This window comes from Sphingomonas sp. DG1-23, assembly GCF_030730875.1.
Lineage (GTDB): Bacteria > Pseudomonadota > Alphaproteobacteria > Sphingomonadales > Sphingomonadaceae > Sphingomonas.
Map to the genome: position 1 here is coordinate 182,878 of NZ_JAVAMA010000007.1, position 17,409 is coordinate 200,286.

Below are 17,409 nucleotides of genomic sequence, written 5' to 3' on the forward strand. Positions count from 1 at the left end.
GTCCATCGGCTGTTGTCGCCGCAATGGCGGCAAATTCGGGCCCGCGTCCCGCATGTCTTCTGTTCAGGGGGAACCGCTCGTGCGTATCGCGCTGATCCGTAATCACGATGTCTGCGCCAATACGCGCCAGCATCCGTTGCTGCAGTCGCGTGCGGGCACCCTGCCGCATCTCGGACTGGCCTATATTCACGGCGCGCTCGCCGAAGCCGGCTTCGACGTGCTCACGATCGACGCACAGGTCGAGCAGCTCGCCGACGAGGACCTTCGCGTCCGCCTCGAGGCGTTCCGTCCCGATCTGGTCGGAGTTACCACCACGACACCCGGCTTCCCCGGCGCGAAACAGGCTTGTGACATCGCGCACGCACTGGGCGCCAAGGTAATCCTCGGCGGGCCGCATACCGAAGCGATCGTGGCCGAGAATCTGTTGCACGACAGCATCGATTATGTCGGCGTGGGCGAGGGGGTCACCACCATGGTCGAGCTGTGCCGGCGCATGGCCAGCGGCACGCCGGTAGAGGGAACGCCGGGCCTGGTCGGGCGCGGCTTCGCGTCGCCGGCCGCGGTCATGCTGCCCTTGCAGGAGCTCGGCTGGCCGCAACGCGATTCCCCTCCCATCGGCAGTTTCCGTTCGCTGGTGGCCAAGCACCCCTTCACGACGATGATCTCGAGCCGCGGGTGCCCGTTTCAGTGCAGCTTCTGCTTCAAGCAGGCGGTCGACAAGAAATCCTATTTCCGCGAGGCGGAGGATATCGTCGACGAGATGGAGCACCTCGTCCGCCGGTGGGGCGTGCGCGAGATCATGTTCTACGACGATGTGTTCACGATGAAGCGCAAGCGCGTCTACCAGATCTGCGAGGAAATCGGCCGAAGAGGGCTACGCGTCCGCTGGGAGGCCCCGACCCGCGTGGATATCGTCGATCCCGAGATGTTGCGCGTGATGGCGCGCGCGGGCTGCGTGCGGCTTCGCTACGGTATCGAATCCGGTAGCGAGCGCATCCTTTCGCATATGGGCAAGCTCACCGATCTCCCGCGGATCCGCAATACCGTCCGCGCCACGCGCCGGGCCGGAATCCAGACCTTCGGATATTTCATCGTCGGCTATCTCGACGAAACGGAGGAAGAATTCGAGGACACGGTGCAGCTCGCGATCGAAAGTGGTCTCGACTACGCATCCTTTTACGCCGCTACGCCGCTTCCCGGCACGCGCTTGTTCCGGGAGGCGGCCGCGCGCGGGCTGGTCTCGCCCGATTATTGGCGGGATTATGTCGCGGGACGCGTGACCGAGCGCGTACCCTATCTCGTGCCCGACGCGGAGCTACGCGCGCGCACGGCATATCGGCGCTTCTATCTGCGGCCGCGGCGCATGGGCGTGGTGCTCAAATCCATGTCGGGGCGCGGAATGTTCATGAAGGTCTCCTCGGGGCTGCTGTCGCTCGGGCGAAGCCAGTCCAATGTCGAGAGGGACATGTGACGACTCCCGCGGTTCGCACCGCATTGCAACGTCTCGTCGCTTCCGGCTGGCCGCAGCCGGGTGCGCCGGCTGCCGCGCCATTATGGGTGGGTGCACGCCCGCCGGCATCGCGGGGCGCCATCCTCGCGATATTGCCGACGATGCTCTCTCGCTTCGACGATCCCGGCGCCCGCCTGTTGCGGCGCGAAGTCGTGGCGCAACTGGCAGCGGTCGCCGCCGAGCGGCCGGCATGGCTCGTGATAGGCCTTCAGCACGACAGCGACGACGAGCAGGGGATCCGCTTGCGGCTCGAGGCCGAGCTGGAGGCCCTTCGCTGTCCGCAAGTCGGGATATCCGCCTTCTCGCTGCGTTGCTGGGGCAAGCTCTATTCGACCAATGTCGCGATCGCGGAGGCGGAGCGCATCGGCGCCGATGGCCTGCTGCTCCTCGATGACGACATCACCCTGGCGCCGGACTGCCTCGCGCGGCTCGTCCGGCAATTCGGCCAGATGCCCTATCCCTGCGCCGTCGGTGCAGTGAAGCGCGGCCGCCCTTATGACAGCCGGGCCGCGCGCCTGTTGTTCCGGATGAAGTCGCTGACCCGCCCGGCGATGAACTATCCGCATGCATGCTGCGCGCTCGTGTCGCTGGAGGTGGTGCGCGGCGGACTGTCGCCGCATCACCATTCGGACGACGGCCAGATCTGCTTTCGGCTCCTGCGGCCCGGTACGCCCGAACCGCTCGCGGCGCTTCGGTTGATCGAAGGCGCGGAATGCCAGCATGTCGTCGGATCGGGGTGGCGGGGAACCCTGCGGCGGTTGAACCGCATGCTGCACCATCACGCGATCTGCATGGCCGACGCGCCGTACGACAGCGCGCGTTTCTACTTCCGGCACATGCTCTTCCACGGGCTCTGGCCCCTGGCGCCCTTCGACTCGAGCCATGGCATTCCGCGCGGCATGGGGAAGCTGGCGATCAAGGGGATCTACTTCCTGTGGTTCTCGGTGGTCGTCGGCCGGCTCGCACTCTTCGGCGCGGTCCGCCAGTCGATAGGCGAGGTCGCATGGGGCAGCGCCGGCAGCACGGCGGTTAGCGACAAATGAGAATTCTGGCGCTCCACACGCTCGGTCACGATGCCGGCCTCGCCTGGTTCGAGCACGGCAGGCTGGTCTATTCGATGGAGGCGGAGCGCGAGACGCGTCGGCGCTTCGAACCGTATTGCGACGCTGCGCTCGACGCGCTCGAACGCGATACCGGTCTCACGCCGGCCGATGCCGATCTGATCGCCGTCTCCACCAACATACGCAATTCGCTGGTCGGTATCCCCGACCTGGCCGAAGTGTATCGACGCATTCAGCAAGGCGCGCTGGCGGTGGAAACCACCTGCGAGGTGCGTGGCAGTGCCAGGCCCTGCCTCGTGGTGGCGCACGAGGCCAGTCACGCGGCCCTCGCCGCGCATTGGTTGCCGGGCGGCGACCCGGCACTGATATTGGTGAACGAAGGCCGCGGTACCTTCTCGCGCAACGCGCTGTTCTATGCCGCGGGCGGCAGGATGGAGCTTCGCCGGCACGATCTGCTTCCCTGGTATGCGACCGGTTTCGGCTGGTCGGCTCTGGGCGAGCTGATGGGCTTCGGTTCGGCACCAGGCGCCGCGGGCACGTTGATGGCGATGGGCGGCTATGGCGCGCCCGACGAAACGGTGATGGACGCGCTTCGCGCGGTTCCCGATTCGGTGCTTTCCGCGCCGCTGGGCGAGCAGCGGGAGATCGGCGCGGCGCTGGCGCAGCGTCTCGGTGGTCTCGATGCATTTGCGGCAAAGGCGCGCGTGGTGGCGTCGCTGCAGAAGCTCTTCACCGATACGATCGTATCCGTCGTCACCGACGCCCTGGCTGGGGAAACGGGCGCGCGGCTCGCTTTGGGCGGTGGATGTGCGCTCAACATTCCGACCAATACCGAATTACGGCAACGATTGGCCGCCGACGTCGCGGTCCCCCCGGCGTGCAACGATGCCGGACAGGCGTTGGGCGCCGGCATCTACGCCTCGCGATTCCATTTCGGCGAGGGCGCCGCGCCGATCGACGTCTATTCCAACGGCATCGCCGAACCGGAAGCGGCCATCGTGGCGACCGCGGAGCGCCGCGGCTGGCAGGTCCGGCCCTATGATCGCGACCGCGCGGCCGACGACCTTGCCGCGGGCGGGATAATCGCCTGGATCGATGGCGCTGCCGAGATCGGACCGCGCGCGCTCGGAGCGCGCTCGCTGCTGGGCAGCGCAAATCACCAGGGCATGCGGAAACGGATGAGCGAAGGCGTCAAGGCGCGGCACTGGTTTCGTCCGCTCGCGCCGGTGGTCCGGGAGGAGACCTTCGAACGATTGTTTCCGGGACAGGCCAGCTCGCCGCATATGCTGCACAGCTACCGGGCCGCCGCGCTCGACGCGCCCGAAGCGCTGCACGTCGACGGGTCGGCACGCATCCAGACCTTGTCGCGACATGCCCGGCCCGAGCTGTGGCACCTGCTCGAACGATACGAGGGCATCGGGGGCGGCAATTGCCTGATCAATACGTCGCTGAACGGTCCCGGACGTCCGATCGCGCAGCGACTGGATCACGCGCTGGACGATCTGGAAGCCAGCGAAGTCGCGCTGGTCGTCTGCAACGGCCTCGCGCTGAGCCGATAGCGGGCGGAGCGCTATGCCGCCGGTCGGCATCGCGGTCCTAGGTTTTTGGCAGGAAGCGGACCATGACCCGTTGCCCTATCAGCAAGGGCCCTTCCGGCGCCGAGACGACGACTTCGAGCACGCGCTCGTCATTGCGTTCATAGGGATCGTCGGACTGAAGCGTTCGCGCGCCGAACACCGCGCCGAGCCGGAGGACGCGGCCGGGATAGACCTTGGACGAATCGGATTCCGGAACGATCTCCACGGGTTGCCCGACGCGTATCGCCGCGACGGTGGCCGCGCTGATCTGGGCGCGAACGATATGCGGCGCATCGGGCTGGAGCTCGAACATCGTGGAGACGTTGAGGGTCGAGGCGCCGCTGCCCGGATTGGCGTAGCGGCGAACGATCAGCCCCGACGAAGGGGCCCGGATATTGGTGAGTTCGAGGCTGTTCATCGCTTCCTGCTGCCGACTTCGCGCGGCTGCCGCGGCGGCCTCTTGTGCGAGCAGGTCCGCATGCGTCACCGCCAGCAGGTCTCGCGCCTGGTCCAGCCGCTGTTTCGGCACGAAGCCGCGATCGGCCAATGGACGGAGCCGCGCCAGTTCGCGCTCCGCCGAAGCGCGCTTCACCCGGAGCGAAGCGGCTGCCGCCGCTTCTTCGTCCGCGGCGGCCTGCGCGCTGCGGACGCGCAGTTGCGCTTCGGTATCGTCCTGGCGCGCCAACACCTGCCCTTTGGTGACGCGGTCCCCTTCCTGGACGAGGACGGTCTGCACGATCCCGGGCACGCGTGCCGCGATCGATATGATCCCCCCTTCCACATCGACCTTGCCGTTGCTGATCGCGGCGAACCGTTTGGGCGATGTCGCAGGGGCCGGCTGGGCATCGCTCGCGCTATGCAGCGAACGGTAGAGCAGCAATGCCAGAACAATCGCGGCAATTCCGAGCCAGACCCTGATCGGACGGAGCAACTGCAGCATGCTAGTCTTCTCGCTTCTGGAGATGCGGTGTCAAAGGCGCGTCGGGAGCTTGAATCCGCCCGTCCTCCATGCGCACGAGGCGATGGGCGTAGCTTTCCAGTCGCTGGTCGTGCGTGACGCAGATAATCGCGGCGCCACGCTGCCCGGCCGCTTGTTCTAGCAGGCGAATGACCGCTTCGCCATTTTCGCGATCGAGGGCCGAGGTAGGCTCGTCGGCGAACAGCAGCATCGGATCCTTGGCGATCGCGCGGGCGATCGCCACGCGTTGCTGCTCGCCGCCGGACAGTTCGGACGGTTTCTGATTGACCCTCGCGCCCAGCCCGACGCTGTCGAGGGCGGCCTCGGCACGGGTACGCGCCGCCGATGCGCTCATCCCGGTGCAGCGCAATACGATTGCGACCTGTTGCCACGCGGCGAGCGCCGGCGACAGGTTGAACCCCTGGAAGACGAAGCCGCAATTGCGCAGGCGAAATCGGTCGCATTGCGCCGTCGAGAGCGAGCCGAGTTCGATGCCGAGAGCCTGCACGCTGCCTGAATCCGGCAGGAGCAAACCGGAAAGGATCGCCAGCAAGGTCGATTTCCCCGAACCGGACGGACCCGTCAGCATGGTTATCTCGCCGCGTCTCGCGGTGAAGTCGACCGATGTCAGCACCTGCGATCGGGCCCGGCCCTTTCCCAGGCTCTTGCTGATCGCGTGTCCCGCCAACGCGATGTCGGATCGGGCCGGTGGCACCGCCGGCGGGGAGCGGGTGGCGAGCGAGCGGCGGAGCCGGTCCGGGAGCAGGTTGCGCAACGCCGGGTTCCAGCCGTTACCGCAACAGATCCATCGGCTGCGCCTGCTTCAGCACGCGAAGCGCCGAAAGCCCCGCGAGCATGGCGACGCCCAGCAGCATCGCCATCACGATTATCGCGGCCTGCCACGAGAAGTCGAAGGGTACGGCGTAGCTGTCGGCCGCCCATGCCAGCAAGTGAACGCAGACGATCATGGCGACGCAGGAAATACCGAGCATCCAGAGGGCAAGTTCGAATACGATCTGGCGAAGCGCGGACATCGGAACGCCCAGTGCGCGCAATGCCGCGAACGGGCGGATTTCGGAAAGCAATGCGCTGCGCATCGATTGCGAGGTGACCCCGAGCCCGATTCCGAGACCGAGCAAGGCCGAGAAGCCGAGGGTCAGACCGATCACCTGCTTGGTCATGAAGCTGCGGCGGTTGATATGCGCGAGTTGCTCGCGGGGGTAAGCGTGGAAGCTGCCCTGGGCGATTTCGTTGAGTTCCGCGCTGGTCCGTTCGGCGCTGGCGGGATCATGAAGACCGATCAGCAACGTGCCCACATAATGTGCGGGGGCATTCAGATCGAGCAGTCGCAAGGTGTCGCGCGACACGAATGCGACCGGCCGAAGCACCGAAGGATAGGTCGAGACCGTGCCGGCGAGTTCGACCAGGCGGCCGTTCAAGGTGAGGCGATCCCCCGTCTGGATGCCCATCCGCGACAGTAAAGATCGGTCGATCACGACCGTTCTGGGCTGCAGGAGCGCCGAGCGGGCGCTCTCCGGGAAATCGCCGGGAAGGGTGAGCGAGTTCGATTCCAGATCGATCCCGACGACATAGACCTGCTCCTGCGCGCGGCTCGCGCTGCCCGCGACCGTTGCCATCAATGTCGACTTGCCGTCGAGATCCTGCACCTGCCGGACGTTCGGGTGCATGAAGAGCAACGGCAGGTTTCGATCGGGCTGGACGCCGCCGGCGAAGCTTCGGTCTCCTGCCGGAAGCGCAATCAGATCCGCTCTCGAGCGATCGACGATCGCCGTTGTCGCGCCGCCAATCCCGGACATCAGCGAAATCTGGCCGAGAATCAGAATGCCCGACAAGGATAGCGCAAATATCGCGCCTAAATACCGCCGGGATTCATGTAGCAGGATCGAGAGCGCAATAGTCATTTCCGCGGTTCGATCAATTATCCTGCTCCGGGGTAATTGTAGTCAGATCGGTCGTGCCGCGTCTTCTCACGATTAGTGCATGACATAACCGGCGTCGGGTAGGGGGTCAAGCAAACCCGGGCCAAGTTGCGCGAAGAGCGCGAGCCGCCGATATAGGGCCGCACTCGCCCGGTCGCTCGTTTCTGCGTGCGATCACGGTCAGTTCTCGGCCATGGCGACGCCGTTGACCAGCGTGTGGATCTTCCCTTGTGCAAGCCTGTACACGCGATCCGCGGCAGCGATCGTGTCGGGTCGATGCGCGATCATGATGCGGGTTATGCCGAGATTCGAGATCGCACGGTTCACGTCGCGTTCGGTTTGCAGGTCGAGATGGCTCGTCCCCTCGTCGAGCAACAGGATACGCGGCCGGCGGTACAGGGCGCGCGCGAGCAACAGGCGCTGGCGCTGGCCGCCCGATAGCGCCGTCCCCCAGTCGGAGACCGGGGTGTCGTAGGCCTCGGGCTTCGCCATGATTTCCGCGTCCAGGCCTGCGGTCCGGGCGCAGTGGCGTATCCAGTCGAGTTCGGAGTCTGCGTCGAAGAAGGTGATATTCTCCGCGAAGCTGCCCGCGACGAGCGTGTCTTCCTGCATCACCACGCCAAGCTGCGATCGCACTGCCGCGAGATCCCAGTCCGCTACGGGAACACCGTCCAGCAAAAGGGTGCCGGAGGATGGCTGAAGCAGAGTCACCATGAGCTTGAGCAACGTCGTCTTTCCTGCTCCGGAGGCGCCCGTGATCGCCACGAAGTCGCCCGCGGCGATGGTCAGGCTGGCGCGATCGAGAAGGAGGTGACGATTGCCGGGATAAGCGAAGCTCACATCGCGCAACTCGATTTCGCCGCGAAGCTCGCGGTTCAGGGCGACATCCTTGGCCAGGCATTCGCGATCGTGCAGGGCGATGTCGCTGATCCGCTCGAGCTGCACGTCGAGCATCTTGTAGCGCGTGCTTGCCTGAAGCAGCCGCATCGAGGCCGCGACGAAGTTCATCTTGTATATGATGAATGCGAACAGCATTCCGATCGTCATCTGGCCGCCGATCACCAGCAGCGCGCCGACATAGATGGTCAGCGTGGTCTCCAGCCCGCTGATCCCGTTCTCGACCATAGAGAGCGAGGCCTTCAGTCGGGCGAATGCCAGGCGCTTGCCGAGCGTCTCCTGAAAGCGGTCGCGCCACAGCGCTTCCCGCTTCGCCTCATGGGCCATCAGCTTGATGGCCTGGATCGAGCGCGCCGTCTCGACGAAGTGCGATCTCTCATTCGCGGTCGCGCGCCACATTTCGTCTTCGTACGCGGTGAGGGAAGGCGCCGAGCGCACCCGGACCCACGCCATGAGGCCGAAGGCCGCCAGCGTCAGGAGGGTCATCAACGGACTGTAGAAGAACATCACCGCAAGCGTGAGGACTCCCATGACCCCGTCCACGAAGGCGGCAATCAGTTCGTGCGTGAAAAGGTCTTTGAGCTCGGAAGAGGAATCGAAGCGTGCGGTCATCTCGCCGATGGGACGCTCTTCGAACCAGCGCATCGGCAGGCGGATGAAATGCCGGAAGAGCTTGCCGACGATGCGCTCGTGAATCGCTTGAGTCAGCTGGATCAACACGATGGCGCGCAGCCAGTCGATGCCGGTGCGGAGCAATGCGACGATCCCGAATCCCACGGCGAGAAGCGCGAGCAGTTCGGCGTCGTTGCGAGGCACGGCACGATCGAGCGACAGGCGCATATAATAGGGACTGGCAAGCACGAAGACCTGCAACAGGCAGGACAGGAATATGCCTTGTGCGATCTGCGCGACGAGCTTGTCGCCGGAGAGGATGGCGGCGCCCAGCTTCCTTCGGGCGGCCGAGCGCAGCTTGGCTTTGGCGTGGGCGTGCGAGCGCTGCGTCGACACGAGTTTCAGAAAATACCCGCCATATAGCGCTTTCGCGTCGTCGAGGCGCAGCGAGAGCTGTCCGTGCTCCGGGTCTCGTATCGCGCATCGGCCCCGCGCCACGCTGTCGAGCACTACGAACCGGCCTCGCCCCCATTGCAGGATCACCGGGAGCCCGGATCCGGCAAGGCTTTCGAGATCCTCGGCGTGCCAATTGCCCTGAAGACCCCAGTCATGTGCCCGGGTGACGAGTCCCTCGCGCTGGTCGTCGTCCCTGGTCTGATGCTCCGTGGCCGGGGGCGCCTCGGGCAGGCCATAGTGCCGGGCAATCATTGCGATGCAGGCGGCCTCGTCGGTAACGGTGGTGCTTCGGCGCACGACCGGCGGCGGCCGGCGACCCAAACGCCAGTTCGGTACCCTTGGCCGGGGCCGGATCCCCGCCTTGTTCATCCCGTCCCGCGGCTGGCGGAACCGGAGCTGCCCGCATCGTCCCTCCGGCATCGACGCGACAAGTCGTGGGCGGAGTTTGCGGCGGCATTGCTTCGCATGCGGACTCCCGTTTAATGGCTGCGCATTGTGCCGAGTGGACCTCATCTTGTGGAGAGTGACAATAGTATATTCGATGATGTAGCATCGTGCCGATGAGAGCTCGAAATCGCGTAGGCAGTTGGTCGAGCATCCGCGGCACGCCGCCTATCCGAAAGATCGGGCGGGCATTGAAGCAGAAACTCCGCAAGCGAAAACCGACCGTTTTGTTCTGCACCACCAATGGAGCGGGCATGGGGCATCTCACCCGCGCTCTGTCGGTCGCAAAATCCCTCGAAATCATCGACGACAGTCGGGACATCGTGTTCCTGATAAGCACCCCCGATCTATCCATCACCCGCGCTGCCGGTTTCACGACCTATTACGTGCCCTATTTCGCCGATATACAGGGCGATATCGGGTGGGAGAACTGGAACGACTTCGTCAGATTGACCGCGCAGAGCATCTTTCGGAACCACGCGGTGGAGCTCGTCGTCTTCGACGGTTACGTGCCCTTTTTCGGGCTGATAGATGCGCTCGACAGAGTGCGCGACATCGCGCGTATCTGGATCCGGCGGGGAATGGAGAAACCGGAATCGACCCAGCTGCCCGACGAAATCGAGGCGGCATTCGATTATCTGCTGCGCCCGCAGGAGGCCGGCGCCGCGCCGGTTGCTTTCGACGGCAAGTCGATATCGGTGGATCCGATCATTTCCTTCGATCCGCAATCCTTGTGCGATCGGGCGGCCGCGCGCGAGAAGCTGGGAATTCCGGCCGAGGCCGTCGCGGTTTACGTCCAGCTCGGCAGCGGCGCGAAGGTGAGCATCGAAAATGTTCTGAGGGACGTCATTTCGGCGCTCGCGGAACTTTCGCAAATTTATGTCGTCCTCGGAATGTCGCCTTTGGGCCGCGACGCGGCGCCGGCCTTGCCGCGCGGCAAGGTTCTGCGCAGCTATCCGAATTTCCCGCATCTGAACGCGTTCGATTTCGCCATTTCCGCGGCCGGGTACAACGCGGTCCACGAGTTTCTGGCATGCGGTCTGCCGGCGATCCTCATTCCCAGGGAGTCGCCGCAGGATACCGAAGACCAGCTCGCGCGCGCCTTGTCGGTGGAGCAGGCGTCGGCCGGGCTGGTCATGCGCTACGACGGCGGCGGCGCCGCTTTCCAGACCGGCTTGCGGGATGCGATCCGAACCATGTTGCTGGATGAGGTTCGCGCGCGAATGTCCGAAGCCGCGCATCGGCTGCTGCCCTCGACCGGAGCGCACGCGGCCGCTGCCTTTGTCGCCAAGGTGCGATCGCCGGACCCCGAAAGAAATGCGCGGGCTTTGGCATCCCCTCCTTCGACGGCGCATATCCCGTCACTGGACGAGTTGCGCAGGATCGCCCGGACCGACGAACCCGAGCTGACGCTCGTCGGCAAGCTGGTGGGGCGCGGCTCGACCGCGATCGACGTGGGCGGCGATATCGGCCTTTACGCCTTGAGCCTCAGCGACGCCGGAGCGCGGGTGCTCGTGTTCGAATGTCGCCCGGACGCGGTGCGGCAGCTTCGCTTTCTTTTCGAGGGTCGCGACGTCGAAATCATCCCGACAGCGGCGAGCGACCGAAATGGCGCCGCGAGCCTCTTCGTTCCAGCGGGCGAGGGACGAATGCTCGGCTCGCGAGCCTCACTGGTGGAGACGGCGAACAACGGGGCCGCGCAAATACGCCACCCTGTGATGCTCCAGCGTATCGACGCGCTCACGCTGGAACATGTCGACCTGATCAAGATCGATGTGGAAGGGCATGAGCTGGAAGTGCTCCGCGGAGCCTCGGCGCTGATCGCGCGATGTCGCCCGGTCCTGCTCGTCGAGATCGAGGATCGGCATCATCCGGGCCGATCCGGAGAGATTTTCCAGACGCTCGAGCGATGCGGCTACCGAGGCTGGTATCTGCATCGCGGAACGCTCAGAAGCGCCGAGAATTTCGACTTCGCACATCTTCAGCAACCCGGACTTGCCAAGACGGCCGGCGGGCAACGCCACCCCGACTACATCAACAATTTCTTCTTTCTGCCCGCCGAACGGGAAGCTGAATTGCTTTCGAGATTGGGCGTATCGCGTGGCGTGGATTGAGCCGATGGAGGTCGGATGTGTTGATCCCGTCAAGCTCCTCTATTGGCCGCGCTACACCAATCCGTATCAGCAGCTCTTCTATTCTGCGGCGCCAGAGGAGCTGGGGGCGGAGCACGGGCCGATCGAGGCCGCCTTGGCGGCGATCTCGGCAGATCCTTCGAAAGCGGTCTGCTTTCACCTGCATTGGTTGAACCAGATCATCAGGGGCAACAGCAGCGAACTTCAGGCGCGCCGTGGAGTTTCCGATTTCCTGCGCCGGCTGGGCGCGTTCAAACGCGGCGGCGGGGTGTTCGCCTGGACGGTGCACAACCTCGCCTCTCACGACAGTCCGCATCCGGCGCTCGATCAAATGCTCGGCGCGCTGGTCGGCAAGGCGGCCGATATCGTGCTGTTGCACAGCGAATCCGCCGCTGCGGAGGTGCGACGCGTGTTCCCCGCCGTCGTCGGCAAGGAACTGATGATCCGGCACGGCAATTATATCGGAACCTATCCCAACGAGATCACGCGTGCCGAGGCCCGACAGCGGCTCTCGATCGCGCAGGATGCACGGGTGCTTCTGTGCCTTGGGGCAATCCGTCCCTACAAGGGCATAGAGCAAATGATCGCGGTGCTGCCGAACGCGGCGCGCGGCGGACCACCGGTTCACCTGGTCGTTGCCGGGCGCCCGAGCGGCATGGAGGTATCCGGGATCGAGGCGGCCGCGTTGCGCTCTCATGTCCGGCTGACGCTCGAGCCGCAGGAGATTGCGCCGGAGGAGATGCAAGTCTTCCTCAATGCAGCCGACTGGATGGCGCTCCCGTATCGTCAGATCCTGACCTCGGGATCGGCGCTTCTCGGGCTTTCGTTCGGGGTGCCGGTGATTGCGCCGCGCAGGGGCACGCTGGTGGACCTGATCGAGGAAGGGCGGGATGGCTTGCTGTTCGATCCCTGCGAACCGGCGGGACTGGAACAGGCGCTGCGGACGGCTCTGTGCATGCCAGCCGCCATGCGCGAGGCGATGGCCCGCCGCGCGCTGAAGACGGCGCGGGCCCAGAGCTGGGCGAACGGGCAAGGCGAGTTCGTCGACCGGATCCGGCGGGTGCATGCCTTCCGCAATGCCGGCCTCGCCCAAGCTCGAGATAGTTGAGGACAAGCGGATGTTCAGCCGTCAATTTCTGCTTGCGCCTCGCGCGATGGACGTGCCCCCGGGTTGGAAGCGCACCGGGATCGGCGGCTTCATCCTGCACAGCGCGCCGGATCTGCCGTTGATCGCTTTGGCACATGCCGAGGGCGAGGGTCTGATACTCGGCTGGCCGATTCACCAAGGTCGTCTGTTGTGCGATGGCGAGACGGCGGCGGTAAGCGAAAGCGCATGCGCGCCGCTGTTCACCGGCATTTCCGGCCGCTTCCTGATTCTCGAGGTTCGAGGTGGCGTTCTCCGCGCCTATCCCGATCCCTGCGGCCTTCTTCCGGCGGTCTATTGTCCGTCGCAAAGAGTGTTCGCGTCGAGCTCCGGACTCATCCCGTCGATCGAAGATTGCGGCGACGACGTCGAATTGCAGGCCGCTTTCGACATTCCCGCCAAGAGCAACTGGTATCCCTTCGGGCTCACCGGCCGGAGAAACGTCCGCCGGTTGCTCCCCAACCATGTTCTGGACCTCGAGACGTTCGTGGCCGGACGCTATTGGCCGGACACGGATTTGCATGCGCTACGCGACGGGAGCGAAACCGGCCCGATGGTGGCGGAGATTGCCCGCTTGCTGCGCGAGAATGTCGGAGCGGTGGCAGCGCAGGACCAGGTGATGTGCAACCTCACGGCGGGCCGCGATTCGCGGATGATGCTGGCGGCCGCGCGGGATCATGTGGACGATATTACGTTTTCGACTTTCAGGTTTCCCGATCGGACCGGGGCCGGGGATACCGAGATGGCGAGCCGCATCGCCGCGCGCTTCGGTTTACGTCACAGCATACTCGATTGTCTCGATCCGATCGAGGCCGACCTCGCCGACTGGCTGCGCGATACCGGCACCTGCGTCGCCGGACGCACGCTCCAGCTCGCGACCACTTCGAAGCACGTCGCCCGGATGGCGCGGTTCAGTCTCACCGGCCTCGCGGGAGAACTCGGGCGATCGGTCGACTGGCGCAAGGCGGATGCCGGCGAAACAAGCTTGTCGACCGACATGTTGCTCAAACGACTTGGCGTGGACGTGCAGCGCCTTCCGCCCTCCGTGGAAGCGGCGGGGGACGTGTGGCGCGCTGCGCTCGGCCCCGTCCCCTTGTCGCTCCAGCTGGACATCGCACTGGTCGATCTGTGGCTCGGCTCCTGCTCGGGACCTTCCTTCTATGGCCATTGTCACGGCGGCATCAGCATCAGTCCGTTCAACGATCGGCGGATCATCGATCTGATGCTGAGACTGCCCCATCGCTACCGAATCGAGCAAAGACTGACGATCGACCTGCTCGATCTCATGTGGCCGGAGCTGAACCTGTTCCCGTTCAACCCCGCGACATCGGGCCGCAGGGCACGGTGGCGCGATCGTTTCAGGGCGGCATATAAGCGTCTGAAAAACGCGATCCCACGCAAATTCGACAAGACGATTCTTGCAGGAAGAAAGTTGTAGGCGTCTGATGGCGAGATCTTTGCAGATGTGGTCCCTTCGCTCGTCTGGTAGCGATTGTCTGGTGTCGATCCGTTGCAGCTTTGTTTTGAGCGGCTCCGGCGCGCGTCGCGGCCTGGGTCCCGTCCGGCGGATGGCGGCATGATGGTCGCCCTCGAGGCCCGCCAACTCACGAAACGCTATCCGGGCGGGGTGAGCGCCCTCCAGCAATTCGATCTCGAGGTGCCCCGGGGCGGCGTTTTCGGGCTGCTCGGGCCGAATGGGGCCGGCAAGAGCACGTTTCTGCGCATCGTCATGGATCTGGTGCGGCCGACTTCCGGCAGCATCGGCCTTTTCGGGCGTGAACGCACCTCGGCTGCGTTGCGGCGCGTCGGGGCGTTTATCGAAGGCGCGCGCTTCCCGCCTTTCTTCACCGCGCGCGAGGTCCTCGCATGGGTTGCTCTCAATACAGGCCATCCTGCTGGCGGCGAGGCGGAGCTGTTGCAGCGGGTCGGCCTTTCCAACGCCATGGATCGCCGCGTCGACGGCTTCTCGCTGGGCATGAAGCAACGACTGGGCATCGCGACCACCATGATCGGAAATCCGGATCTGATCATCCTCGACGAGCCGACCAACGGCCTCGACCCAGCCGGCATCCTCGACATCCGACGGCTGGTTCGGGAGTTGGCGGAAGTCGATGGCACGACGGTGCTGCTTTCGAGCCATCTGCTGGATGAAGTGGAGCGGACTTGCGACCGCGTCGCGATTGTCGATGGAGGCAGGCTGATCGTTCAGGGGGCGATAAGCGACGTCGTCGGCGGCGAGACACGGCTTCGGGTCCGCGCGGAGCCGGCCCATATTGCGCTGTCGATCATCGGGGCGTCCGGACGCGTCGAGGGGGACGTCATCGTCGTCGCCATTGCCGAAGCGGATGCGCCCCACCTGATCGCGGCGCTGTGCGCGGCGAACGTCGCGGTGTTCGAAGCGACATGGCAGCGTCAAACGCTCGAAAGCGTGTTCCTGAACCGGGTTGGCGGCTAGATGCTGGGCGCCGCGATTCGAAGCGAATGGTATCGGACGACCCGCAATCGGAATCTGCTGTTCTGGGCCTATGGCGTCATTCCTCTCGTATATTTCGCCCTTGCAGCGACCTTCGACATCTCGATGGTGCTTCAGAACGGATCGCCGAAGGATTCGGATAACCTGAGAATGATTGCGCGCGTCCTCAATGTCGCGGGCAATCCTGTGGCGCATTTGTTTTTCGCCATTGGCGCAGCGAGCATCGTTGCCGACGATTACCGTTGGGAGACGTGGCGTTTGATCGTGCCGCGTAATGGGCGCCGGTCGCTGATCGCCGGGAAATTCCTGACCTATCTGATGCTGGTCGGCCTCGCTCTGGTGCTCACGGTAATCGGCGATCGATTCGTCGCGGTCGCGGCCGGCATCGTGCGGGGGCAGGTCGATTGGCCGTCCGCGCAGGCGGTCGGGCAGGCGAGCGCGGTCTTCTTCGCCGCCTGGTTCGAACTGGGAGTGTTGGGCGCGGCGGTCATGTTTCTTGCGATATTGACGCGATCGCTGCTGGGCGCCGTCATCCCCGCTTTCCTGTTGTCCCTGACGGCGGCGATGGGGCTCGATTATCTGGTACCCAGGCGTGACGCGCCCTGGGCGTTGCTGGCCCCGGGGCGCGCCGGCGAGGTGGTCCGGGAGTGGATTTTGCCGCCCTCCGGGGTGCCGATGATCCGGACGGAAACCGCGGCGCTGGCTGCTATCTCGTTGTTTCTCTGGGCGGTATCTGCATTGACGCTCGCCATCCTCGCATTCGGCAGACAGGATTTGTCGAATGAATAGAAACGTCTGGTGGGGCTTTGGATCCGGATATTGGTGTCAGGGCGTTTCGTTAGGGCAGGCGTCTGGCCGATGAGGCGAGCTGGTCATAATGATTGTCGACATAGTGCCGTAGCCAGGGCGCCATTTGTTCGGGATGTCCTTCCCTGAAATCCCGCAGCTCCTGCAGATTGAGGAAGCTGATCTCGTCGATCTCCGCCGGGTTCGGCGACGGCCGCTGATCGAGCCGCCCGAAATAGATATAGGCGAGCTCATTCTCTTCCATCGTGGGGCTCACCCTGGTTCGGTAGCGTACGCGAAACTGATATTTCAGCCGCGCCGTGATGCCCAATTCCTCTTGCAGGCGGCGATTGGCCGCGACGCCCGTGGCTTCTCCGGGCCGCGGGTGGCCGCAGCATGCGTTCGCCCATAGGCCACCAGAGTGGTATTTTCCTGCCTGCCGTCGCTGCAACAGCAATCTGCCGTCCTGATCGAGGAGAAAGATCGAAAAGGCGCGATGAAGAAGTCCTTCGATGTGCACGCTGCGCTTATCTGTCGACCCTATAGCCCGGTTGCATTCTCGGATGAGTATCAACTGTTCGGAAAGACTGGTGTCGTCGTGAATCATAATCATCCAATCCCGTCGACATTCTCGATAGCGATAGACCGTTGTCTCGAATGATGGTGAGACAGGCCACACGGAAGGGACTTCGCTTGATGTAGCATAGTTGCATATTGCCTTGTTGCACAAGGTGGATAGCGACCAGGCGAAACCAAAGCGGGATCGCGGCGACGTCAGCGAGGCGGATACTGTATGAGGCAGCGAAATTTGCTGATTGACATGTCAATATCATGAGCTGGCATGTTGCGACGACTTATATATAGTCAGATCGCGGATCCGCATTCGATATAAGGGCCAGGCAGGATGTATGAGAAAACACCGTGCATTGTGAATGTCAGCGAATCGCGCGTCGATCGAGTGGAGCGCCTGATAGGGCTGCTGCGGAGGTATAGCTTTGTCGGTCTGGTGGCGATGATAACTACCAGATTTGAAATTGGATCCGATGAAGACGGCAATGTAACCATAGGTCTGTTCGCGGTCGTTCCGGATCGAAAAACCCGGGAGATGCAGGAATTCTCCAGCCATTGGTCTTTATCGGCGCAATGGTTCGATCAAGCGAGCGACTTTGAAATCAGGACGTCGCTCGAGAAGGAATTTCAGCGACTCTGGTATCATGAATATGAAGAGAGCGTGTGCTTCGATGGCCAGCTCGTGCGCGATCCGCATTCCTGGGCCGATATAGAAAAATACCATGCCGAGCTGCTGCAGCTGGAGGAGCAGCGCAAGGTAGGGCTAGACCAGGTGCGTTGACCGCGCGTTCAGGAAGAGGTCCCGCGTAGGCCGGTTTCGGTGCGGCAACGAATGTGCGGGCGTTTTGC

General features: G+C 64.1%; 14 protein-coding genes. 9 read left to right on the top strand and 5 right to left on the bottom strand.

Annotated elements, in window-relative coordinates; genetic code table 11:
• Positions 1–79: 79 nt before the first annotated feature.
• The 3 genes from Q9Q95_RS13065 to Q9Q95_RS13075 are packed head-to-tail and all read left to right on the top strand — an operon-like array spanning position 80 to position 4,130.
• Positions 80–1,471, top strand: coding sequence for a B12-binding domain-containing radical SAM protein (locus Q9Q95_RS13065; RefSeq protein WP_306097567.1), 1,392 nt, complete (start codon positions 80–82; stop codon positions 1,469–1,471).
• Entirely contained in the window at positions 1,468–2,553 is a 1,086-nt protein-coding gene (locus Q9Q95_RS13070; protein WP_306097568.1) for a hypothetical protein, read from the top strand. Before Q9Q95_RS13065 ends, Q9Q95_RS13070 begins: the two co-directional genes overlap by 4 nt.
• Positions 2,550–4,130 carry a carbamoyltransferase C-terminal domain-containing protein gene (locus Q9Q95_RS13075; RefSeq protein WP_306097569.1) on the top strand — a complete coding sequence of 527 codons (1,581 nt, stop codon included), beginning with the start codon at positions 2,550–2,552 and terminating at the stop codon, positions 4,128–4,130. Before Q9Q95_RS13070 ends, Q9Q95_RS13075 begins: the two co-directional genes overlap by 4 nt.
• A gap of 37 nt (positions 4,131–4,167) precedes the next feature.
• Here Q9Q95_RS13075 and Q9Q95_RS13080 read toward each other — a convergent pair whose 3' ends face one another.
• From Q9Q95_RS13080 to Q9Q95_RS13095, 4 genes are all read right to left on the bottom strand, one after another.
• Positions 4,168–5,088, bottom strand: a complete 921-nt coding sequence (locus Q9Q95_RS13080) for an HlyD family secretion protein (protein WP_306097570.1) — start codon at positions 5,086–5,088, stop codon at positions 4,168–4,170.
• Between the two features lies 1 nt (position 5,089).
• A complete protein-coding gene (locus Q9Q95_RS13085; RefSeq protein WP_306097571.1) occupies positions 5,090–5,881 on the bottom strand; it encodes an ABC transporter ATP-binding protein in 792 nt (263 codons plus the stop codon).
• A gap of 16 nt (positions 5,882–5,897) precedes the next feature.
• Positions 5,898–7,028 (bottom strand): ABC transporter permease, encoded by a 1,131-nt coding sequence (locus tag Q9Q95_RS13090; RefSeq protein ID WP_371876754.1) that lies wholly within the window; start codon positions 7,026–7,028, stop codon positions 5,898–5,900.
• A gap of 198 nt (positions 7,029–7,226) precedes the next feature.
• Complete coding sequence (locus Q9Q95_RS13095; protein WP_306097573.1) at positions 7,227–9,380, bottom strand: peptidase domain-containing ABC transporter; 2,154 nt, start codon at positions 9,378–9,380, stop codon at positions 7,227–7,229.
• 266 nt (positions 9,381–9,646) lie between these two features.
• Here Q9Q95_RS13095 and Q9Q95_RS13100 point away from each other — a divergent pair, with 266 nt between their 5' ends.
• The 5 genes from Q9Q95_RS13100 to Q9Q95_RS13120 all read left to right on the top strand — a co-directional run bounded on the left by Q9Q95_RS13100 (position 9,647) and on the right by Q9Q95_RS13120 (position 15,993).
• Entirely contained in the window at positions 9,647–11,569 is a 1,923-nt protein-coding gene (locus Q9Q95_RS13100; protein ID WP_306097574.1) for an FkbM family methyltransferase, read from the top strand.
• Complete coding sequence (locus tag Q9Q95_RS13105; protein ID WP_306097575.1) at positions 11,556–12,695, top strand: glycosyltransferase; 1,140 nt, start codon at positions 11,556–11,558, stop codon at positions 12,693–12,695. Before Q9Q95_RS13100 ends, Q9Q95_RS13105 begins: the two co-directional genes overlap by 14 nt.
• On the top strand, positions 12,652–14,169 hold the full coding sequence (locus tag Q9Q95_RS13110) for a hypothetical protein (protein ID WP_306097576.1): 1,518 nt from the start codon (positions 12,652–12,654) through the stop codon (positions 14,167–14,169). The genes Q9Q95_RS13105 and Q9Q95_RS13110 overlap by 44 nt, the downstream gene beginning before the upstream one ends.
• 138 nt (positions 14,170–14,307) lie before the next feature.
• The gene (locus Q9Q95_RS13115) at positions 14,308–15,186 is read left to right on the top strand and encodes an ABC transporter ATP-binding protein (protein ID WP_306097577.1); all 879 of its coding nucleotides are present in this window, start codon (positions 14,308–14,310) and stop codon (positions 15,184–15,186) included.
• A complete protein-coding gene (locus Q9Q95_RS13120; protein ID WP_306097578.1) occupies positions 15,187–15,993 on the top strand; it encodes a hypothetical protein in 807 nt (268 codons plus the stop codon). It begins immediately after the preceding gene.
• 49 nt (positions 15,994–16,042) lie between these two features.
• On the opposite strand, the gene idi is transcribed toward Q9Q95_RS13120, so the two are convergent.
• The gene (gene idi, locus Q9Q95_RS13125) at positions 16,043–16,597 is read right to left on the bottom strand and encodes an isopentenyl-diphosphate Delta-isomerase (RefSeq protein ID WP_306097579.1); all 555 of its coding nucleotides are present in this window, start codon (positions 16,595–16,597) and stop codon (positions 16,043–16,045) included.
• A 297-nt stretch (positions 16,598–16,894) separates the two neighbouring features.
• Here idi and Q9Q95_RS13130 point away from each other — a divergent pair, with 297 nt between their 5' ends.
• The gene (locus Q9Q95_RS13130) at positions 16,895–17,341 is read left to right on the top strand and encodes a hypothetical protein (RefSeq protein ID WP_306097580.1); all 447 of its coding nucleotides are present in this window, start codon (positions 16,895–16,897) and stop codon (positions 17,339–17,341) included.
• Positions 17,342–17,409 lie beyond the last annotated feature (68 nt).